Raw genomic sequence first — 21915 nt, 5'->3', positions numbered from 1 at the left:
AAAACACAAACTATTTTTGGGAGGATTCAAATCATGAGTTGGACAAACGAGCAGGTTCAAGAAGCAGTAGCAGCAGTAATCGGAAAGGCGAACTCCGACGCGGAATTCCGCCAATTGGCAGTATCCGATATTTATGCAGCGATCAAGTCGGCAACAGGCCGCGAGGTTCCGCAAGAGTTCAAAATCAATGTCGTTGATGGCACGGGCTACCATGCAAACATCGTGCTGCCTGAAGTGCGCGGAGCAGCTGACGAATTGACGGAGACGGAACTGGAAGCAGTAGCTGGCGGAAGCAAAGACGGCGCTACCCGGTTTTTTGAAGGCGTTGGCAGCATCATCGAGGACGGCGCAAGAACGGCGATCAGCACGGGATCAACTGTGGCTATCAACATGTCCAACAAATAATAGCGTTCCAAACAGCCAGTACTGGAGTGAGAAACCGTTGCGGTCAAGCGACGGTTTTTCACTACAAATCCCATCATCGGCAAGTAGGTGCTTGTGTGTTTCGGATACCGTTTCGGATACCCGTTGTTTCATTTCGCTGGATCAAGTCGTTCTGGATGATACTGCTCTGTATGGGGGCAGGAATTGCGGCAGGCTTGCTGCTGCCCGGTGCGGCTCTTTCTGCAGCTGCTTTTGGAGATCTATACTTATCCTTTCTCAAAATGTGCGTGATCCCGCTTATGATGACGGCCATCGTATCGAGCATCGGCAGCTTGTTCTTGAAGAGCGGCGCGATGAAGACGATCAAGAAGATGCTCCTTGTCTATGCGGGCGCTTTTGTTGTCGCAGGGGCGCTGGGATTGCTCGCAGGAGTGGTTCTGCAGCCGGGAGCTGGTCTGCCGGATGAATCGAGAACCGTACTCGGTTCCATCGTCAGCGGATCCGACGGGACTGTCAAGCCACAGGCGGAGCATGCCTCCGAAGGGCTGCTCGGGTTTCTGCTCGGGATGATTCCCGCCAACATTTTCAGCGCATTGCTGGAGAACAATACGCTGCAAATTTTGTTCTTTTCTATTATTGTCGGGGTAGCGGTCGGCATGGCCCGCTCCAAGCAAGGCGAAGATTTGCTGCAATTGACGGATGTATTGTTCCATGCCTTCCAGAAAGCAATATCCTGGTCGATGTATATGCTGCCATTCGGCTTGTTCTGCATGATGGCAGGGCAATTCGCCAAGCTGAATCTGGAGATTCTGCCAGCCATGATCAAGCTGATTGCGGTGCTGTACGGGGTCAGTATCGTTCTGATCGGTCTGTCGATTGTTGTGATGTCGCTGCGTCTGAAGCAGCCCGTGGCGGCGATAGGCAGGGCGATGAAGGAATCACTCGTTATTGCTTTTGGCACAAGGAACAGTATGGCGACTATACCTTCCTGCATGCATGCTTTAAGGGAAGCGCTGCACCTTGAATTAAGCTCGGTCAAACTTGTCGTACCTCTCGGCATGATTATGTGCCGTTACAGCATGCTGCTGTTGTATATGCTCGGCATTGTATTTACAGCACAATTATACGCATTCAGTTTCACGCCAGCGCAGTGGGCAGTTGTACTGCTCGGCGGCATACTGGCATCCATTGCGGGAGCAGGCTCGCCTGCAATTGTATCCATTGGCATGATCTCGATGATTGCCGAACCTCTGCAGCTTCCGGCAGATGTAACGATTATATTGCTGCTGGCGATTAATCCAATTGTAGATCCGATTATAACGGCGGCCAATGTACTGATCAACTGTACGGCAGCCTCATTAATATCACCAAGGGCGGATGCAGATGTACACCATCAACATATTGACGAAAGCGGACTGGACGGCATACAGAAATCTGATGTTCCAATGGATTATGCCGCAACTTGACGGACTTCATGCTCTGGACAGGCTGCTTATGGTTGGCATGGAGTCAGCAGAAGGCCCAGTTGGACTGGCCGTTCTGGAGCTGGACCCGGACGAGCGCTGCGCAACCGTACATTGTTTGTTTGTTGCCGCGGCTCACCGCAGAAGGGGACTTGCTGCCCGGTTGATGGGGACAGCCCGGCTCCATTGCGCCAAGCGGAATATAGCGTCTATGAAATTTGCCTATTATTCAGGGAAGGCCATAACACCTGCGGTTGAAGCGTGGCTTCACAAGGAGGGCTGGACAGAGCCGCAGCGGGAAGCGGTCGTGTTCCATATCGACAGCACCATTGCCGGGGCTCCGTGGTTAAGAGACAGGCCTCTGCCGCATGGTCTTCACATGCTTCCCTGGATTGATATAGATCAGGAGGATCGGGAGCAGCTTGCTGCCGGTCGAACGCATGCTTATCCAGCATTTCTATCCCCGTTCAAAACCTTTGCGCAGCTGGAGCAAACCAATAGTCTCGGGTTAATGTCCGCTTCTGGAATTGAAGGCTGGTGTATGGCCTACCGGCTTGCAGCGGAAACGATACTGTATGATGCAGTGTTTGTATCGCCGCAATATCAGCAGTCGGGCCTGGCGCTTGTCATGCTGTCGAGGTCGATCAGCCTGCAGCTTGAGAAGGGGATACCGTTCGGGATGTTCACTGTTAATACAAGCACGCCAGCGATGATGAAGCTGGCTCGGCAATGGCTTGCGCCTTATGCCCGGATGATGAGCGAGAAACGCTCCTGCTATTTGCAGCTAACATGATGAAGCATGGGATGGCTTGCTGATCCCTATCTAACTTTACGGGAGATGATCCTATGACGTATGCCCAGCAAGACCATCGCATAGCAGTGACCGGCCTGGGCGTTCTTTGTGCGCTTGGCAATAATCCAGAGTCGGTATTCGCACGAATGATGAAGGCCGAGACCGGCGTGAAAGGGTTAACCCGCTTCGCTGCGGATAATCTGCAATGTTCCATAGCGGGACAATTGGAGCAAGAGCAGTTGGACGCCATTGTCAATGATGATGCAACGGCTTCGATGGATTTATGCGCCAGATATGCCGTCACAGCTGCCCGGCAAGCGCTGCAGGACAGCGGCCTTGCGGTACGCCGCTTCCAACAAGGCGGCATAATGGATGTATCGGACCGGGCGGCCATTGGCTCGGATAGAATCGGACTGGCTCTTGGGACGTGCAACGGCGGTATTCTGTCGCTGGAGAAGCAGTGGGATTTGACACAGCTGGATGATGCCAATACGGCCAATTATCCGTTCTATCAGCAAGGTGATGATGCTGCACAGGCGCTTGGCTTGAACGGCCCGGTAGTGACGATAAATACAGCTTGCGCGGCCAGCGGCAACGCAATCGGCTATGCCAGCGATATGATTCGCTGGGGCTATGCCGATGCCATGCTGGCAGGAGGCTCTGATCCGTTATCGCATAGTGTGTACGCCGGATTCAATGTGCTGCGGGCGCTGAATCCACTGCCGTCATCGCCATTCGGCAGCCGTTACGGTCTTAATCTGGGCGAAGGTGCGGCCTTCGTCGTATTGGAGAGGCTCGACAAGGCATTGCTGCGCGGAGCGCGAATCTATGGCGAGCTGTGCGGCTACGGCCTGAGCAATGATGCCCATCATGAGACAGCGCCGCACCCGGAGGGAGCCGGGATAGAAAGAGCAGTAGCCATGGCGCTGAACCGTTCGGCGGTGCCAAGAGAGCGCATCGATTATATTAATGCGCATGGTACCGGAACGATGGCGAATGATGCCGCCGAAATAAGCGGCCTGAAGAAAATATTCGGGGCTGAAACCACGATTCCGATCAGTTCCAGCAAGGCGTATTTCGGGCATAATCTGGGCGCAGCAGCAGCGGTCGAGCTTGTGACAGCGCTGTATGCGGTCAAGCAGGGCTTCGTGCCGGGAACGCTGCATTATGATGCGCCGCGCGAAGGCTGCAGCGATGCCAACATCATCGGTGCAGAGCTGCGCCGTTTGAGCCCGCAATATATGCTCAGCAACAATGCCGCATTCGGCGGGCATAATGTCTCGCTGGTGCTGCGCACAGCCTGGCTGAAGGATATAGACCGGCCCCCATCCAGCAGCTGGAAGCGGCGGTCGCGGGTGGCGATTACCGGCATCGGCGCTGTCGGCAGCTGGGGAGCCGGCCAGGGCGGTGTGCTTCATCTGATCGGCGAATCGGCTGCCGGGACGGATGAGGGCGCTGACGGCCAGATTTCATTCTCGCTGAAGGAATATGATAAGAGCAAATATGAGCGCAGGATGAATAAAATAGCCCAATTTACTATAGGAGCGGTGCTGGCTGCTATCGAGAATGCCGGTCTGGAGCAGTCTGAGCTGGCGGATACCGGTTTCATCTACGGGACTTCAAGAGGCAGTACGGATAGCATCGCGCGTTTCCTCGGCTCTGTGTTCGAGAAAGGGCCGGAATATGCAAGCAGCATTTATTTCCCCCATACGGTCATTAATTCGATTGCCGGCAAAACAGCGGAGAAGCTGGGGCTGCAAGGGTTCAACAGCTCGCTCAGCACAGGCGGCAGCGAAGGGATAGCCGCTGCACTGTATGGAGCCGGAATGATTCGGGAAGGCGCACTGTCCGCATGTCTGATCGGAGCGGGCGATGAGCGTTCCGAATTGTCAGATCACATTGACCGCGCCAAGGGGCTGCAGGAAAGCCGCTATGCCAAGACAGAGGGAAGCGCTTGCATCGTGCTGTCGGATATGGATGAGGCGGCAGCCGGCGGTGCCCGAATATACGCGGAGCTGCGGGGCTTCGGCATCTCGCATGGTGCCGTACGGCATACGCCGGATGGAGAGCTTCAGCTGCGCGCGGCGATTGCCGGGGCGCTTGCTCAGGCGGAGATCGGGATGGATGAGATCGATCTTGTATTGTTGAATTCAATCGGCAGGGCGGAAGAGACGGAATGGGAGAGGGGGGTAATCGCCGGGCTGGCAGTGAAGTCCAAGCCGCCTGTCATTTGTTTGAATGACAAGGCGGGTTACGGGGAGTCCTTCAGCTCCATGCTGCATCTAGCTGCGGCTGCCGAGCTGGCTTATCATGGGACCGCACGCGGCATTATTAGCGGGCTTCCCGGGCTGGAGGAAATCCATTTCCGCAATGTGCTGACAGTCAGCTCTTCTGTCAATGGAAGCTGTATTGCGGCAGTAGTGAGCGGTGTGCGATAGGGGCCTCAAGCGGGTTTTATTAGATCTCAGAGGAGGAATTTAGTTATGAGTATTTCCGAGGTATCGGTAGTGGATAGGATCAAAGGAATCGTGAAGCAGAGCCTGCTTATTGACCGGCTGGAGCTTGAGGATATTACGGCTGAAGAGATTACGGATGATATGATCCTGTTCGGCGAAGGTCTTGGCCTGGATTCTGTCGAGGCGTTCGAGGTTATGGTCGGGATGGAGGAATTGTTCGGCGTTATGGTAGAGGATATTCCAGCGGAGGAGCTTAAACGGCACCTGACGAATGTGCAGTCGATCTCAGAGCTGATTCTGTTGAAGCATACGAAGGGAATCGGCTAGGATGACGGCATTCCACAATAAGGTGGCGGTCATTACCGGAGTTACCCGTGGCATTGGCAAAGCGGCCGCGCTGAGATTCATCGCGGAGGGAGCGGCCGTAGCGGGTATCTATGTAAGCAGCGATGATGCCGCTCTTGAGCTGCAGCAGCGGATAGAGACTAGTGGAGGACGAATCAGTCTGTACAAGGGGTCTGTAACGAACCGGGAATTTGTCGCTGAAGCGTTCAGAGACATCTGCAGCACCTATGGCGGCGTGGACATTCTCGTTAATAATGCCGGGCGGGCAAGCGATGGGATGGCGCTGCTTATGCAGGAGGAGCAATGGAATGATGCCGTCGGCACGAATTTTATCGGAACCTGCAATTGCTCGCAGGAAGTCATCCCTTATATGGTGGAGCGAGGGGGAGGCAGCATCGTTAATGTCGTCTCGGTCAGCGGTGTATATGGCAGAGAGGCGCAGACGAATTATGCGGCGTCCAAAGGCGCGGTCATCGGGCTGACAAAGCTGCTTGCGCGGCGCTATGCAACTGCTGGCATCACTGTCAGCGCTGTTGCTCCGGGGATGATCGACACGGAGATGGCGCTTGGCGTTCCAGCGGACAAGCTGACCCAGTTTCTCCGGCATACAGCAGCAGGCCGGCTCGGCACAGCCGGGGAGATCGCGAATGCCATTGTCACCTTGGCCAATCCGCTATCCTCTTATGCAACGGGGCATGTGCTGAAGATCGATGGCGGATTTTTGCGATGAAAAGGGGTGAGTGTATATGATCAGAACCGCTTTTCTGCGCCATGCGAAGAGCCGCTCAGGCGTGGCGATCGGCCATTATTTGCTGCAGCGGGGCGTTACACTGGCTGCGCAGTTCTCCTCGCGGGAAGAGGCGGCAGCTTATATGGCTGAACTGCCGGATGAGTGGCGCGATCGCTGCAAGCCGGTGATCGGCCAATTCGCCGCAATGGAAGAGATCGAAGCGCAAGTGAATGCTGCCGCTGCCGAGCTGCAGGGATTGGATCTGTATATTCATGGCAGCGAATGGCTGGATGAAGAGGAGCTGCTGAGCAGCAATCCGGCGCAATTCGCCGTTCAACTGGACGGACGGCTCCGAGAGCTGTTCTTGTACAGTCGTGCGGCAGGCAGTGTGATGGCGAGGAAGCGCCAAGGCCAGATTATCGTGCCCATGCTGTCGGATGCGCTGCATGCTGCCGGGTTTCCGTCTTCTCCTGTATACAATCAAGGCGCGGTTGCCTTTGTCAAAAGCCTGGCCAAGGAGCTGGCTCCATTCCGGGTAAGTGTCAATGCTTTCACATTCGGATATTATCGTGATCCGGACAGTATGGAGTCCGCTGGAGGCAACCGCAAGCGGTTCGATATATTCGTGCTGAAGCCGCCAGTGCCCGAACTCGCGGAAGCTGCGAAGGGACTGGGAATTCTCCTGGATTATGGCAGCGGAATGAGCGGTCAGAATATCAATTGGGGCTATGGCATTCCAGCTATTCTCTAATAGCTTTCGTGAAGGCTGGTGAGGTCGCATAGCAGCAGCATTCGCAGTGAATGAGAAGATCGCGTGACAATGGCGCACACGGTTGGAGAACTTACAAAAGGGGCAACGAATATGGCGGATCAGCGAAACGAGGACGATAAGAGAGAAGGCGAGTTGACTGAGGATGAACTGGAGGAGGTTGTCGGCGGTCTGGCGACCGTTCCGGTTCCACTGTGCAAGCATTGCCAGCAGCGTATTGCGGTGCATGATATGAGCGTATGCGCAGCATGCTTTCTCAAGCTCCATGGGCCTATTACCGGACCGGACGTGAAGCATGATTAACCGATACATTCATTTGTGCTGCCGTTGTCTGGTGCTGATGTTATTGACGTTTGTCGCCGCCTCCTGTGCGAACACCCCCTCTCCTGAGCATGCAGTTGCTGCCAAGGAGAAGAAGAAGCCGTCTTCGGCGGCGAAATCCCATGCACTGCCTGTCTATACGGAAGAGCAGCTGGCAGCTTACCCCGATGAGATCAGCGAAATTATTCGGAGAGGCCAGCTTCGCATTGCGGTATACCGTGAGGACCGCTACCCGTTCTTTTATTCAGATGAGCAGGGGCAGCTGCGCGGCAGCGACATTGATCTTGCCCGCGATATTGCTTACAAGCTGGGAGTGAAGGCAGCGTTCATCCGGACTGCGGATTCCTTCGATAGAATAGTGGAGCAGGTTGCGGCAGGAGAGGCAGATATCGCTATTTCCAAGCTTAGTATGACGCTTGAGCGCGCGAAGAAGGTGTTGTTCTCCGAGCCTTATTTGACGTTGCGGCAGACGCTCATTATTAATCGCTTGCAGCTTGCGGGCTTGGAGCAGGACGACCGAGATCCGCTCGAACTGATACAGACTTACGGCGACCGGATCGGAATTATCGGCGGCACCTCCTATGCCAGCTTCGCCAGCGAGCTGTTCCCGGATCAGCAGCAGGTCGTCTTCCCGACACTGGACTTGTTGATCGAGGCCGTAAAGTCGGGTGAAGTGCTGGCTGCAGTCTACGATGAGTTTGAATTAATGGGCTATCAGAAGAAGCATCCGTCCAGTTCTCTGTATTTGCAATATTTGCGGCTGGAGAACCAGACTGATTCCATCGCGGTAGCTGTTGCACCGGGGCTTCGCCAGCTTCACAGCTGGATGAATGTCTACATGCAGCTCCAGCGAGGCTATGTCAACGGACTTCTGAGAGCTTATGAAATTATAGCGGAATGAGAAAATAAAAGAATTACTGTCATCGATATGGTATCTTATTGGTAATGACAAGTGTGAACCCGATGGCGGAGGTCCTGATGAAGAAGCGACTGCCTTTAATCTTTTATATTATTCCAGTGCTGCTGACGTTTTTTACTTTGATTGTGCTGCAGTCCTTCGACACGTCTGTTGATGCGGGGAACCGCGAGGCCGCCGAGGGCAAGCTGACGTTAACCGAGTATGATCTCAATATGGAAGAGGGCATCCGGCTGAATGGCGAATGGGAGTTTTACAGCGGCCAGCTGCTGGAGCCAGAGGACTTCAGTGCCGGGACAGCAGGGAAGAAGAGCTATATCGCTGTGCCTGGATCATGGGAAGGCCAGCTGGTTGACGGTGAGCCATTGTCGAGCAAGGGCTATGGGACCTATCGTCTAACCGTTCAATTGCCGCCGACAGACAAGACGCTTGGACTGGCAACCCGATTGATCACATCGGCTCACCGGATATGGATCAATGGAGAGCCCGCTGCGGCGAACGGCATTGTTGGTACAAGCAGGGAGACTGCAACGCCTCTGATCATACCGAGATTAGTGCATGTTAATGATGCGCAGGACGGAATTGATATCGTGATTCAAGTGTCCAACTTCACGCAGCGGAAGGCCGGATTATTCGCTCCGGTGGTACTGGGGGAGTATAGCAATCTGGATGGGATCATGAAGCAGAAGCTGGCGATTGAGGGTGTGCTGATGGGCTGCATGCTCATTATGGGACTCTATCATATCGTGCTGTTCGTGCTTTTGCGGCGCAATCCCGAATCCTTGCTGTTCGGTCTGATCTGTATATTGCTGGCATTGAAGAACAGCTCGCAGGGCCAAGTGACGCTCGCATTATTTTTTCATTCAATTACCGATAATCTTCTTGTCAAAATCGAATATATCGGATTTCTGGGGAGCGCGCCGCTGTTCGTTCTGTTCATTTACAGCAGCTTTCCGGGGCAGATGCCCAAGTGGCTGCGCGATTGTTTGTGGGTGCCCGGCGCTTTGTTAACCTTGATTATCGTTGCTACCCCGGTGTACATCTATACAAAAATCGTATTTGTTATGCAGATCTATGCGGTTGTTACGGCGTTTATATTGATTCAGTACATATTCAAAGCTGCGATCAGGGGGATGCAGGGCGCAACTTTGATGGCTGTCGGTTCCGTCGTCTTTTTCATTACGGTTGCCAATGATATTCTGATGAGCAACGGGATGATCCGGACGGGCATCTATTTTCCCTACGGAATGCTGTTCTTAATTATTTGTCTCTCTATCATTCTCTCGCTTAAATTCTCTACCGCCTTCAAGACGATTGAGCGATTGTCTACACGCCTGCTTGATCTGGACAAGGTGAAGGATGAGTTTCTGACCAACACCTCGCATGAGCTGCGAACTCCGCTCAACGGCATGATAGGACTGGCGCAATCGCTGCTGTACAACATGAAAGGAAAGCTGACGGACAATGAGGAGCTTCATCTGAACATGATTGTGTCCAGCGGCCAGCGGATGGCGTATTTGATCAATGATATTCTGGATTATTCCCGCCTGAACAACAACGATATCCGCTTGAGTATTACTAATGTTGATCTGCACCAGCTTGTGCAGGTCGTGCTGACCGTGGTCAAGCCGCTCACTGCCGGACGGGATCTGCTGCTGATTAATGAGATCAAGCCGGGCTTTCCTTCCGTGCAGGCGGACGAGAACAGGCTGCAGCAAATTATATTCAATCTGGTCGGCAATGCCATCAAATATACGCCCTCCGGTCAAGTGAGGATTGGAGCTGCGTATTATAATGATTTTGTAGAGATCGCTGTGGAGGATACAGGGATCGGCATACCGGAGGATCGATTCGAGGATATATTCAAGCCGTTCGAGCAGCTTGATGGGCAGGGCGAAGCAGGCAGCGGCCTTGGTCTCAAAATCACCAAGCAGCTTGTCGAGCTGCATGACGGACAGATTAAGGTGCAGTCGAAGCTGGGCAGCGGCTCGCGGTTCAGCTTTATGATCCGCAACAGGGCAGTAACGAGGCGCAAAGAAAAGCCGCCAATGTTGAGGTGGCAGGATGTGAATGTAAATTTGGCGGGAATGGTTCGTGATGAGGAGATCGCCGTAACCGTGGAGAAGGAGCCTCCTTTAATAATCGATAAGGATAGCGGCAGTCCCGCACAGCAGCCTTACCGGCTGCTTGTCGTAGATGACGAGCCGGTCAATCTGCAGGTTGTTATTCAGCAGCTGGCGCCGCTGAACTGCGTCGTTGATACGGCTGCGAGCGGCGAGCAGATCGCATCGCGTTTGAGTGAGCTTCAGGCCTATGATCTGGTCATTGCCGACCTGATGATGCCTGGTATGTCCGGCTATGATCTCTGTCTTGCAATTAGAAAGAGCTATACGTTATATGAATTGCCAATTCTGATTATGACGGCCAGCAACAGAGAAGATACGATTGTAGCGGGATTCAGCGCAGGGGCGAATGACTATATTTCCAAGCCGTTTGGCCGCAATGAACTGCTCAGCCGTGTCCGCACGCTCTTGTTATTAAAGAGAGCGGTGCAGGAGGTAAGCCTGAATGCGGAGGAGCTTGCCAAGCTGAACCTGCAGCTCACGGAGCTGAATACAGGTCTTGAGCAGCGCATTCAGGAGAGAACGCTGGAGCTGGAGCAAACGAATGAAGTGCTGGAGCATAAGCACAAGGAATTGTATCGCTTGGAGCTGGCGAGAAGGCGGCTGCTCAGCGATGTCTCGCATGAGCTGCGGACACCGATGACGGCGATTCAAGGTTATGTGGAAGCGATTGTGTCCGGACTGGTCGAAGAGACAGCGGTCAAAGAGAGATACCTGCAAATGGTATTGTCCAAAGCGATTGGCCTCAACAGGCTTATTCAGGATCTGTTCGAGCTGTCGCGCCTGGAATCGAGGCGTTCAGAGATGATATTCGAGATCATTCCGCTGAACAAGCTGATGGCATTGATAAAGGACAAATTTGCGCTTGATGTGGCTCAGGCGGGGCTGGAGTACGACTTCGTGCAGTCGTTTGATTCGACGCTTCTCGATGATTGCCAGGTTGTCATTGACCTCGACCGGATCATACAGGTGCTGACGAATCTGGTCTTCAATGCGATTCAGCATACGCCTGCGGGCGGGCGTATAGCAATAACTTGCGAGGTTGCAGAGGGACAGAATGTGGAGAATAGCATCGGTCAGCTTGTCATTCGTGTGCAAGATACTGGCAAGGGCATACACGGGGATTCGTTGCCGCTTGTCTTCGACCGGTTCTATCGCGAGCAGAAGGAAGGAAGGTCTTCCGACTCCAGCGGCAGCGGCATCGGACTTGCGATTGCCAAGGAGATTGTACAATATCACGATGGCGTTATTGAAGTGGAGAGCACTGTGGGACAAGGCAGCGCCTTCTCATTCACACTGCCATTATATCGATTCTAGCAGCTGATCTGATCACTGCAACCGGACTGCTGCTGCGAATTGGGATTTTGTCTTTATGACAGATGACCGTTTCTTTATCATTAAAACTCCTATATTCCTTGTTCCTCGCTCAAACCACAATAAGCGGTTGACGGTATTAAAGAGCAGCGGCTGCGGGTTCGGAGGGTTCTTCCGATTGGTCATATCTCTATCGAACCCGACGAGATTCCCTATTACTGTCGAATTTACTTAACACAAGGAACGAATCCTGTCGAATTCTCATACAGGGGCATCATTATTCTCCATTTGCGGAAAGCGATAGACATGTTCGTTTTTAGATCATACATAAGTTGTTTTCCAAAGGTACACCGCATGCAGAGAATCCAGAACGCTGAGAAAGAGGAGAACAAGAATGAACCCGAAATTCGGCTACACGCAATATTTGGTTAGAAAGAAAGTCCTCTCACTATTGGGAGCAAAGTTTCATATTTACGATAACAGCGGTCATTTGGTGTTGTTCTCGCAGATGAAGGCCTTCAAGCTGAAGGAGGACATTCGGCTGTATAGTGACGAAAACATGAGTGAGGAATTGATCACGATTCAGGCGCGCAGCGTAATTGATTTCTCTGCGATGTATGATGTGATTGATGCCGTGACCGGAGAAAGGCTCGGCTCCCTCCGCCGTAAAGGTATGAAGTCGATTCTCAAGGATGAGTGGGTGATTCTGAGTCCAAGTGAATCGGAGGTCGGGTTTATTAAGGAAGACAGCCCTCTGCTGGCGATGCTCAGAAGATTACTGACCAGCTTAATTCCGCAAAAATTTCATGTAGAGATAAATGCGAGGACGGTTGCTGTTTTTAAACAGAACTTCAACCCGTTTGTCGGCAAGCTGAATGTGGATTTTTCGCAGGATTCTGATAATCAGTTTGACCGCCGCTTGGGTCTTGCCGCCGCTGTGCTGCTGCTGGCGATAGAGGGCAAACAGGGATAGAGGTATAACAGATAGAATGAGTAAAGGGGAGTGCTGTTGCAAAGCACGGCCCCTTTTCTGTGTTAGATCGCAGCAGCAGAAAAGCTGATATTTGTGCTGAAACACAATTGACTCCATTTGGGCTTGACTATGACATTAATGTCATGGTTTAAAATGGGTTTAAGGGGAAGGAGGAGATGTCCGGTTGAAAATTGGAGAGCTTGCGGAAAGGACCGGGGCAAGTATTCGTTCGCTGCGTTATTATGAACGGCAGGGCCTGCTTGCGCCGATGCGACAAGAGAATGGCTACCGGGAATATTCTGTTTTGGCGGAAGAGCAGGTTCGAACGATCCGGTTTTATTTGGCGCTTGGTCTATCGACGGAACAAATTGCGGGATTTCTTCATTGCGTGCTGAGAAATAAAGAAGCATTCTGCGAGGAAGTGCTCCCCATGTACCAACAAAAGCTGGAGGAGATCGACGGTCAAATCCGATTGCTGAACCAAATCAGGGCAAACCTGAAGGATCGCATTTCCTCCATTCTGCTTGAACGCAACCAAGGTCAGGAGGAGAAAATATGAGTGTACAGGCGGTTAATGACGTTAATTTTATTGCGGAGGTTCAAAAAAACGAGACAACTCTGGTCGAATTTGGTACTGTATGGTGTCCGCCTTGCAAGGTGCTGCTGCCCATTCTGGATGAAATGTCCGACGAGTATGGGGAGAGAGTGGCCATTCTTAAGGTGGATTGTGAGGAATCACCCGTCACGGCGGGAGGCTATGGAGTTATGTCCATGCCAACTGTGATCGTGTTCCATAAGGGAGAACCCGTCGAGAAGCTGGTCGGTTTGCGGCCGAAGAGCGTATACGAGAATGTTCTCGCCAAATATACGGCTGGCTCATACTGATTTGAGTATGGTTAAATTCCTGCGATCATGCATGAATGTGAGGAACAATCGGCCGATAAGGGGAAACGAAGGTAAAATACCTGCACGCTGGCAGGCATTTTACCTTCATGGGGTCAGAAGCGAGCAATGAAATGCCGTTTCGCATGTTTTTGCTTGGTTCAATTCTCAAATCTCGCATGTCTCGGCGAAGTTGAGCTTTCCAAAAAGGACTTTCTGGATAGCCCTTTCTACCAAGTGTTTACATAACTCGTTTAGAATGATACTATAAAGACATTTCATAAAGTGAGGGGGTAGTGAATGATATAGTTTAAACAAGAACGCCCTGAATTTATTTATACGATTCCCGCTTTTCATAACCCCACGGTTTTACTGCCACCCTGGAAAGTCGCAAGTGCCTCTTAGAAATTACATTCCTGTATGATGTTCCTATTATTGAGAACGCTCCTTACAATGAGCTCTGGTATGACGATGCTCCACCTCCTGCTCTATTTGAGTTGGGGGAATTGGACAAGCCATTCAATGGGCACATTCTCCAGCACATAGCGATGCAGCAGGACAGTCATCCTTGTCGATAGCGGCATGTTTCAAGCCATTTAATATTTTGGGGGAGGTCAATCGTGACCAGCCAAGGATTAATCAATAGCGAAGTTGTTTCAGACTTCGTGAACCGGACTGTAGCTGGATTTGCTCATAGTACGAAGCTTTTTCAATTTAAGCCAGATGCCGAATTGCCAAATTACGCGGTGCTTTCCCGTTACCTCATGCTAGAGGACGTTTTAGCCGAAAACCAACCGCCAGTCACGGATCTATCGGACGAATCACAATGGGAGATTGCTCTATACTGCTGCACACTTGCGATTGTCCTTGCAAGATATACGAGCTCCAATGATGTATTGATGGGATTCAACTATAACGGCTGCACATTGCCGCTCCGAATATCATTCCCGGAGGATGAGGCAGTTGCTGGATTATTAACGAAGTTACAACGTTTGATTACAGATCATATGAACTTTATGGATACATACAAGAATGAAATTAATACATACAATGAACGGAATCTTACCCTTCAATTATGTGATTGTGTATATCGTGCAGATGTGGAAGACGGCCAAACGAATGGTTTTTTGCTGCAGGCAGGTTCGGATAGCATGAGTAAGCACTGCCTGAAAATCAATTACTTGCAAGATGAGCTTTCCGAGCCATTTATAGATTGCTTCCTGGGGCATTTTGCAGATGTGTGCCGACAGCTAGCAATGGGAAATGCAACAAGAATAGCGGAGATTGAACTGCTGTCACCAGCGGATCTGGCAATGAATCAACATGCCAGTCAACTCGCACCCTTCATTAGGGAGAGGGAACCTGACAGGAATACAAGCCTGCAGCTTGAACAATCGACGGTCATGTTTGTTATAACCATTGTTACGAGAGCCCTGGAACAAAGAGCGCCTGTAAGAATGGATGACTCTCTAAAGGAATTGGGGATGAATTCGCTTAAATTTATCCGGATTATTATTGATATTGAAACGGAGTATGATTTAACGGTCGCTCCTGAAGATGCTGTACTTCATAACTTCCAAACACCGTCAGATTTCGTGCAGTATATTCTGGCACGTGTATGAGGAGAGTGAATGTCATGAATGCGTTCAAATTGCCGATGAGGATGTTTAATGATTACTGGATTGACTGTATTTATAACAATATTATTGGAGCATTGTCTGTACATAATGAAGACCTGAAATATTTGGCCTGCAGACTGCAGTTTAATTATTATCAGTACTTGCCGAATAAAGGCTATAGCTATGAGACGATATCACCGGATTATCTCGAACAAGCCTGGATGATCCTTGGCATGGAGAACAGTATAACGAAGCCTAATAGCATTGATTATTTCTATCGGATGGAGAGTTTGGAATGCCCGAATGATCGAGGGGTTCATGAGACGATAAAGGCATTGCTGGCGGAAGGCCGTTATTTATTTGTTGATATTGATCGAGCTTATTTTCCGGGAGCGGCTGAGTTTCGTAAGGAAAGAAAGATCCATCCCACATTCTTGTATGGCTACAACGATGATGCAAGAGTCTATTATTTATCTGAAGATTGTGTCACCCTGGGCGTCTTCAAAGAATACGAAATTGCTTATGATGATTTCTTTGCTTCCCTTCAGTCGGTTGACCGAAGCTCTGTTCTTATTAAAGCAATAGCCTTGCAGCCCGATTCATCTCCCATAGATGCGGCGCAAATCAAGGGGGCTACCATAAGTCGTTTGGAGCGAATGCTGACCCATGTGGCAATGCCGGATGAAGATGGAGCACTGATCAAACATTGCGGACTTGCCAGCATCCAATATTTCGCCGATAATCTCCATAGTATCCTTCCGCCAATATCTAATGAGCATATTGAGTTATACATCCCCATGATGAGACCCTACCAATACCAGGAAATCAATATGACTTCCATCCAATATCTCGGCAGCAGCGGTGTGATCGATACTAGCGAAGCAGATCAATTGATGAGCAAATATGCGGGCTTGAAAAACGAATGGGAAATATTCAAAAATCAGATGTTCAAATATTTATATCAGCGGTCTATGGGTGTTCCAATAAAAAATACGGAAGCGATGTTCTCATCGCTGCGTGAGATGCTGGTCAACATCTATGGGATAGAAAAAGAGGCGTCTGCTTCCTATTTGCAAATACTTCAGCGAGCGCATCATCAGATGCATCATGCTTAGACGCATCGGCTTTGAATAAGGGAGTGACAACAGATGACATTGCAGCAGCTCAGGTATGTAATCGAGGTGGCCGCCCGCGGCTCTATGAACGAGGCGGCCAAGCGGCTTTTTATTTCCCAGCCCAGCCTCTCCAACGCAATCAGGGAGCTGGAGGAGGAGATCGGGGTCACCATTTTTGAGCGTACGAATAAAGGCATCTCGCTATCGAAGGAGGGAGCTGAATTTCTCGGGTACGCCCGTCAGGTCATTGAACAGGCAGAGCTGCTGGAGAGCCGGTATTTGAACGCGAAGCCCTCGCCGCAGCATTTTTCCGTTTCTACACAGCACTATGCTTTTGCCGTGAATGCCTTCGTGAAGCTGGTTCGCGAGCATGGCCAGGATGAGTATGAGTTCGCCCTCCACGAGACCAAGACACATGAGATCATCCAGGATGTTCAGAGCCAGCGGAGCGAAATCGGCATTCTGTATGTGAATGAATTTAATGCCAAGGTGATCAACCGGCTGCTCAAGAACGCCAATCTGACGTTTACGAGCCTGTTTACGGCCAAGGCGCATATTTTTATCAGTGTCAATAATCCGCTTGCCCGGCATGCCGTGGTGACGCTCGACCAGCTGCAGGATTACCCGTATTTGTATTTTGAGCAAGGCGAATATAACTCGTTCCATTTCTCGGAGGAGATTCTAAGCACGCTGTCCCGCCGCAAAAGCATTCGGGTTAACGATCGGGCTACGCTCTTCAACCTGTTGATCGGACTGAACGGATATACGATCTCAACGGGGGTGCTGAGCGCCGATCTGAATGGCAACGAGATTATTCCGGTTCCGCTGGCTAATGACGAGACGATCCATGTCGGGTGGATCGGCCATCGCAATGCTGCGCTCTCCAAGCTTGCTATCGCTTATATCGAAGCGCTGCATCAGACGCTGGGCGACCAGAGTGTTTGATATAGCTTTTAGCTATAACCGGTAATAGATTAAGGGTGTTACGCTATAGCTGCTCGGGTATGCTATCTTTTTCATAGATTCCTTGAAGGAAGCAGAGGAGAGATGAAGAGATGAGAAGCGGCAATTTAGGGTACCCGCGTATTGGCAAGAGCAGAGAATGGAAGAAGGCATTGGAGTCTTACTGGGCTGGCAAGCTGGAAGAGGAGGCCTTCCAAGCGGAGATGAAGGCGATCCGGCTGCGTAATTTGCAGGTGCAGCAGGAGCGGGAAATCGATGTTATTCCTGTCGGCGACTTCACTTATTATGACCATGTACTGGATACGGCAGCGATGTTCGGGCTTGTCCCGGCACGGTTCCAATATGAGGGTGGTGTGCCAAGCCTGGCCGTTTATTATGCAATGGCCCGCGGCAGCCGCGAGGCAACTGCCTGTGAGATGACGAAATGGTTCAACACGAATTACCACTACATCGTGCCTGAATTGGACAAGATCTCGCCGGTGCTGACGCACAACCGTCTTCTGGATGCTTACCGCGAGGCGAAGGCCGAGCTCAATATTGAAGGCAGGCCTGTGCTGGTCGGTCCGTATACGTTTCTGAAATTATCGAAGGGCTACGCACCGGAGCAGCTGGCGGCCTGGATTGATCAGCTTCTGCCGCTGTATGGACAAGTGCTGCGCGAATTGGAAGCGGAGGGCGTGCAATGGGTGCAGATTGACGAGCCGATCCTGGCAACGACGCTTGCTTCGGAAGAGCTGGATCATGTGGCGCGTATTTATGACCGTCTGGCGAAGGAAGCGCCTGGCATCAAGCTGCAGCTGCAGACCTATTTTGAAGCGGTTGATCATTATGAGGCTGTCGTGTCGCTGCCGGTACATGGCATCGGACTAGATTTCGTGCATGATGGCGGACGGAATCTACAGGCGCTTGGCAAGTACGGATTTCCCGAGGACAAGGTGCTGGGCGCGGGAGTGATCGACGGTAGAGGCATCTGGCGTGCCGATCTGCAGGACAAATTGGACCTGCTGGCTGTAATCGGCAAAGCTGTCGCTGCGGATCGCCTGATCGTGCAGCCGTCCAACAGTCTGCTGCATGTTCCCGTCAGCGCTCCGCAGGAGGGCGCGCTTGCGCCGGTGCTGCGCGAGGCGCTCGCCTTCGCCGACGAGAAGCTGGAGGAGCTCGCCCTGCTGACCAAGGCCGCCCGATCCGGAGCGGAAGCGGTTGCCGCCGAGCTCGCCGCTTCGAAGCGCAGCCGTGAAGCGCTTCAGCAATCTCCTGCCCGCTCCCGCAAGGGCGTGCATGCGCGAATTGCCGATCTGGCCTCGCAGCCATCCTCCCGTGCGGGAAGTCTGGAAGTGCGGCGTGAAGTGCAGCAGAAGCGCTGGAACCTGCCGCTGCTGCCGACAACGACGATCGGGAGCTTCCCGCAGACGCCGGAAGTCCGCAGCGCAAGATTGAAGTGGCGCAAGGGCGAATGGAGCGAGTCGCAGTACGAGGCATTCATTAAAGACCAGATCAAAATCTGGATTGATGTCCAGAGCGAGCTGGGACTGGATGTGTTCGTGCATGGCGAGTTCGAACGGAACGATATGGTGGAGTTTTTCGGTGAGAAGCTGGATGGCTTTGCGTTTACGGCTAACGGCTGGGTGCAATCGTATGGCTCGCGCTGTGTGAAGCCTCCGATTATATATGGCGATGTCGAATTTACGTCGCCGATGACTGTCGCAGAGACAGTATACGCCCAATCGTTGACGGCAACTCCGGTCAAAGGCATGCTGACAGGTCCGGTCACTATTCTGAATTGGTCCTTCGTGCGGGATGACAAGCCGCGTGAAGAGGTTGCTTATCAGATTGCGCTGGCGCTGAGGGATGAGCTGGAGGCGCTGGAAGCGGCGGGAATCGGCATGATTCAGGTGGATGAGCCCGCGATTCGCGAAGGGCTGCCGCTCAAGCGGGAGCAATGGCCGCATTATCTGGACTGGGCTGTCCGGGCATTCCGTGTCTCGACCGCTACCGTGAAGGACGAGACGCAAATTCATACCCATATGTGCTACTGTGAATTTCACGATATGATTGATTCCATTCGTGCAATGGATGCCGATGTCATCTCGATCGAAACATCGAGAAGTCACGGGGAATTGATCGAAAGCTTCGAGGAGCATACGTATGACAAGGGCATCGGGCTGGGCGTGTATGATATCCATAGCCCGCGCGTGCCTTCCGTTGAGGAGATGGCTTCCATGATCGACCGCGCGCTGCGCGTTCTGTCGCCGGAGCAGTTCTGGATCAATCCAGACTGCGGTCTGAAGACGCGCAAGTATGAGGAGACCGTCGCATCACTGCGCAATATGGTTCAGGCAACCGTACAGGCGAGGGAGAAATATGCAGTCCACATGTAACTGGTTGATATAATAAATGAAAACGGGGCTGTCCGAAAAGTCCAATATCCAATGCGTCAGTCCCAAATGATGTGAAAAGATGCCTCCAAACCACTAAAAAGTGGGACTTGAGGCATCTTTTCCATTATATATGAGGGATTAGCGGGGATGCTGGCTGGAGTTATCAAACAACTCACCCGCCGAACCAGGTGCTCGTAGCCTTTCACCTTCCCTGAGTGTAGTTTGAAGGTGGCGTGACGGAGTAAGAAGGCTGCGAATGTGCATGAATTTCGGGTTGCAAGCCGCCATAATGGTTAAATTCCTGCGATCAGGCATGAATTTTGGCGGGAATCGGCCGTTAAGGGGAAATGAAGGTAAAATACCTGCACGCTGGCAGGCATTTCACCTTCACGGGGTTAGAAATGAGAAAATAGATGCCGTTTCGCATGTTTCGAATGCTTCTCCTGGCTTGCAACTCGCAACTCGCAACTCGCTTGCATCTCGCATCTCGCATGTCTCGGCGTTTGAATGATAGATCATCCTTTGGCAGGGCGTACGTCAGCAGTCCCATGATCGCAGCCATGCCACATCGCACAGCTTTCTCAAAGCGGGAGTTGAGCTGTACTGCTAGTGGCGATAGGGCAAACAGGAAAAGTGCAAGGAATGTACGGGCTGCTCCGGAGCAGCGGATCAACGAATTTGTTTATTTTTCATAAACGAAGGCTTGTGTACAATCAATAGCATCAGCTCATTCATTTACTAGTAATAGAGATGGCTTATAGAGGCATGGAGCAGGATGAATGCTTGTGCGCATATGAAGAATATAGTTTTTTAGTATAAATACAATTTTAATAGCAGGAGGAATTCGGGATTGCTGCTTCAGTAGGAGGGCTTAGAGATGTGTTGTGGCAACTCGAAGTTTAACGGGCCAAGCTTTGCTTGTTGTACATCCAGCTCTTGTTCACCCAATAATTGTACATGTTCAGGAGCTCTAAGCTGTGACGGAATACCTCGTAAGAAAGGTGTAACGGGAGCGACCGGGGCAACGGGAGTAACGGGAGCAACAGGAGCGACCGGGGAAACGGGAGCAACGGGGGAAACAGGAGCAACAGGAGCTACCGGGGCAACGGGAGTAACGGGGGAAACGGGAGCAACGGGGGCAACAGGAGCGACCGGGGAAACGGGTGCTACGGGAGCAACAGGAGTAACGGGTGCGACAGGAGCGACAGGAGCAACGGGAGCAACGGGAGCTACCGGGGGAACGGGTGCTACGGGATCAACAGGAGTAACTGGAGCTATGGGGGTAACAGGAGCTACGGGGGCAACGGGAGTAACGGGGGCAACGGGAGTAACAGGAATAACGGGAGCGACAGGGGGAACAGGAGCGACAGGAGTAACGGGAGCGACGGGAATAACGGGAGCGACGGGAATAACGGGAGCGACGGGAATAACGGGAGCGACGGGAATAACGGGAGCGACGGGAATAACAGGAGCGACGGGAATAACAGGAGCGACAGGGGTAACAGGAGCGACAGGGGTAACAGGAGCGACAGGGGGAACAGGAGCGACGGGAATAACGGGAGCGACAGGGGTAACAGGAGCAACAGGGGTAACAGGAGCGACAGGGGGAACAGGAGCGACAGGAGTAACGGGAGCAACGGGGATAACAGGAGCGACAGGAGTAACGGGAGCAACGGGAGCCACAGGTCCCAACTTTGCTGCAGAAGGATTTTCGGCTTTTTTGTCTACCCTTACAATATCAGCTAGCTCGCAGCTTACTAACTGGTCTGTAGCCAACCCCTATTATGGAAATGCCAATTTTAATCCAGTGACGGGCAACTACACGATTCCGGTTACTGGGAGATACTCCATTGCAGCAACCATTAACTATTCCACAACGGCGGCAATTTCCGCAGTCCTTGGCGCTGGAATTAATCCCTTTTTTGTTGTCCAGCGAACATCGCCTACAGTCACGAACCTGGTGAGTGGGCTTTTACCTATTCTAAACGTCAGTATTGTGTTGCTTCTGACATTAAGAGCTGTTCTTGGCAATGGCGCAGTTACGCTGGCTGGCGAGGTTACATTATCAGCAGGAGATGTTGTGGGGCTTTTTTACAATGCGAATGGACTGACTGTTTCACTTAATATAGGCAGCGGTGCTACGAATGGAGTCGTTTGGTCTATGCACGAAATAACTTAGGTGCTCAAAGAAAATAATGGATTAGAAATGATGTTGTTGATCTGGCGCGGTTCCAGAGTTCGAAAAACTTCAGGTGTCGAGAAAAATGCAAAAAACCTGTCATTTCGACAGGTTAGAATAATCATCAAACGTGCAGTGCCAAAAGCATGGAGCGACTCATTGCTGTTAAAGAAGTCCAGCAGGATGTCCTGC

General features: G+C 51.8%; 18 protein-coding genes. All 18 read left to right on the top strand.

Features of this window, described 5'->3' with window-relative positions; genetic code table 11:
- The first annotated feature begins 33 nt into the window (after positions 1–33).
- The 18 genes from K0T92_RS04765 to K0T92_RS04680 all read left to right on the top strand — a co-directional run bounded on the left by K0T92_RS04765 (position 34) and on the right by K0T92_RS04680 (position 21723).
- Positions 34–405 carry an NHLP leader peptide family RiPP precursor gene (locus K0T92_RS04765; protein WP_219871294.1) on the top strand — a complete coding sequence of 124 codons (372 nt, stop codon included), beginning with the start codon at positions 34–36 and terminating at the stop codon, positions 403–405.
- A gap of 95 nt (positions 406–500) precedes the next feature.
- Positions 501–1850 carry a dicarboxylate/amino acid:cation symporter gene (locus tag K0T92_RS04760; RefSeq protein WP_219871293.1) on the top strand — a complete coding sequence of 450 codons (1350 nt, stop codon included), beginning with the start codon at positions 501–503 and terminating at the stop codon, positions 1848–1850.
- On the top strand, positions 1768–2640 hold the full coding sequence (locus tag K0T92_RS04755) for a GNAT family N-acetyltransferase (RefSeq protein ID WP_219871292.1): 873 nt from the start codon (positions 1768–1770) through the stop codon (positions 2638–2640). The genes K0T92_RS04760 and K0T92_RS04755 overlap by 83 nt, the downstream gene beginning before the upstream one ends.
- A 53-nt stretch (positions 2641–2693) precedes the next feature.
- Entirely contained in the window at positions 2694–5078 is a 2385-nt protein-coding gene (locus K0T92_RS04750; RefSeq protein WP_219871291.1) for a beta-ketoacyl-[acyl-carrier-protein] synthase family protein, read from the top strand.
- A gap of 45 nt (positions 5079–5123) precedes the next feature.
- A complete protein-coding gene (locus K0T92_RS04745; protein ID WP_219871290.1) occupies positions 5124–5423 on the top strand; it encodes a phosphopantetheine-binding protein in 300 nt (99 codons plus the stop codon).
- 1 nt (position 5424) lies between these two features.
- Positions 5425–6171, top strand: coding sequence for an SDR family NAD(P)-dependent oxidoreductase (locus K0T92_RS04740; RefSeq protein WP_219871289.1), 747 nt, complete (start codon positions 5425–5427; stop codon positions 6169–6171).
- 16 nt (positions 6172–6187) lie between these two features.
- A complete protein-coding gene (locus K0T92_RS04735) occupies positions 6188–6922 on the top strand; it encodes an SDR family oxidoreductase (RefSeq protein ID WP_219871288.1) in 735 nt (244 codons plus the stop codon).
- 111 nt (positions 6923–7033) lie between these two features.
- Entirely contained in the window at positions 7034–7243 is a 210-nt protein-coding gene (locus K0T92_RS04730) for a hypothetical protein (protein WP_219871287.1), read from the top strand.
- A complete protein-coding gene (locus K0T92_RS04725; RefSeq protein ID WP_219871286.1) occupies positions 7236–8162 on the top strand; it encodes an ABC transporter substrate-binding protein in 927 nt (308 codons plus the stop codon). Before K0T92_RS04730 ends, K0T92_RS04725 begins: the two co-directional genes overlap by 8 nt.
- Before the next feature lie 77 nt (positions 8163–8239).
- Entirely contained in the window at positions 8240–11617 is a 3378-nt protein-coding gene (locus K0T92_RS04720) for an ATP-binding protein (protein WP_219871285.1), read from the top strand.
- Positions 11618–12008: 391 nt separating this feature from the next.
- On the top strand, positions 12009–12587 hold the full coding sequence (locus K0T92_RS04715) for an LURP-one-related family protein (RefSeq protein ID WP_219871284.1): 579 nt from the start codon (positions 12009–12011) through the stop codon (positions 12585–12587).
- 184 nt (positions 12588–12771) lie between these two features.
- Positions 12772–13146, top strand: coding sequence for a MerR family transcriptional regulator (locus K0T92_RS04710; protein WP_219871283.1), 375 nt, complete (start codon positions 12772–12774; stop codon positions 13144–13146).
- Positions 13143–13472: a thioredoxin family protein gene (locus K0T92_RS04705; RefSeq protein WP_219871282.1), complete on the top strand. Its 330-nt coding sequence runs from the start codon at positions 13143–13145 to the stop codon at positions 13470–13472. Before K0T92_RS04710 ends, K0T92_RS04705 begins: the two co-directional genes overlap by 4 nt.
- Before the next feature lie 617 nt (positions 13473–14089).
- Positions 14090–15091 (top strand): acyl carrier protein, encoded by a 1002-nt coding sequence (locus K0T92_RS25450; RefSeq protein WP_219871281.1) that lies wholly within the window; start codon positions 14090–14092, stop codon positions 15089–15091.
- A 14-nt stretch (positions 15092–15105) separates the two neighbouring features.
- A complete protein-coding gene (locus K0T92_RS04695) occupies positions 15106–16203 on the top strand; it encodes a hypothetical protein (RefSeq protein ID WP_219871280.1) in 1098 nt (365 codons plus the stop codon).
- A gap of 33 nt (positions 16204–16236) precedes the next feature.
- On the top strand, positions 16237–17148 hold the full coding sequence (locus tag K0T92_RS04690) for a LysR family transcriptional regulator (RefSeq protein WP_219871279.1): 912 nt from the start codon (positions 16237–16239) through the stop codon (positions 17146–17148).
- A gap of 110 nt (positions 17149–17258) precedes the next feature.
- Complete coding sequence (gene metE / locus K0T92_RS04685) at positions 17259–19544, top strand: 5-methyltetrahydropteroyltriglutamate--homocysteine S-methyltransferase (protein ID WP_219871278.1); 2286 nt, start codon at positions 17259–17261, stop codon at positions 19542–19544.
- Positions 19545–20421: 877 nt separating this feature from the next.
- Positions 20422–21723: a hypothetical protein gene (locus K0T92_RS04680; protein ID WP_219871591.1), complete on the top strand. Its 1302-nt coding sequence runs from the start codon at positions 20422–20424 to the stop codon at positions 21721–21723.
- Positions 21724–21915 lie beyond the last annotated feature (192 nt).

This window comes from Paenibacillus oenotherae (assembly GCF_019443105.1).
GTDB lineage: Bacteria > Bacillota > Bacilli > Paenibacillales > Paenibacillaceae > Paenibacillus_Z > Paenibacillus_Z oenotherae.
The sequence above is the reverse complement of the archived record's forward strand: the minus strand, read 5'-3'. Positions and strand labels throughout refer to the sequence as shown.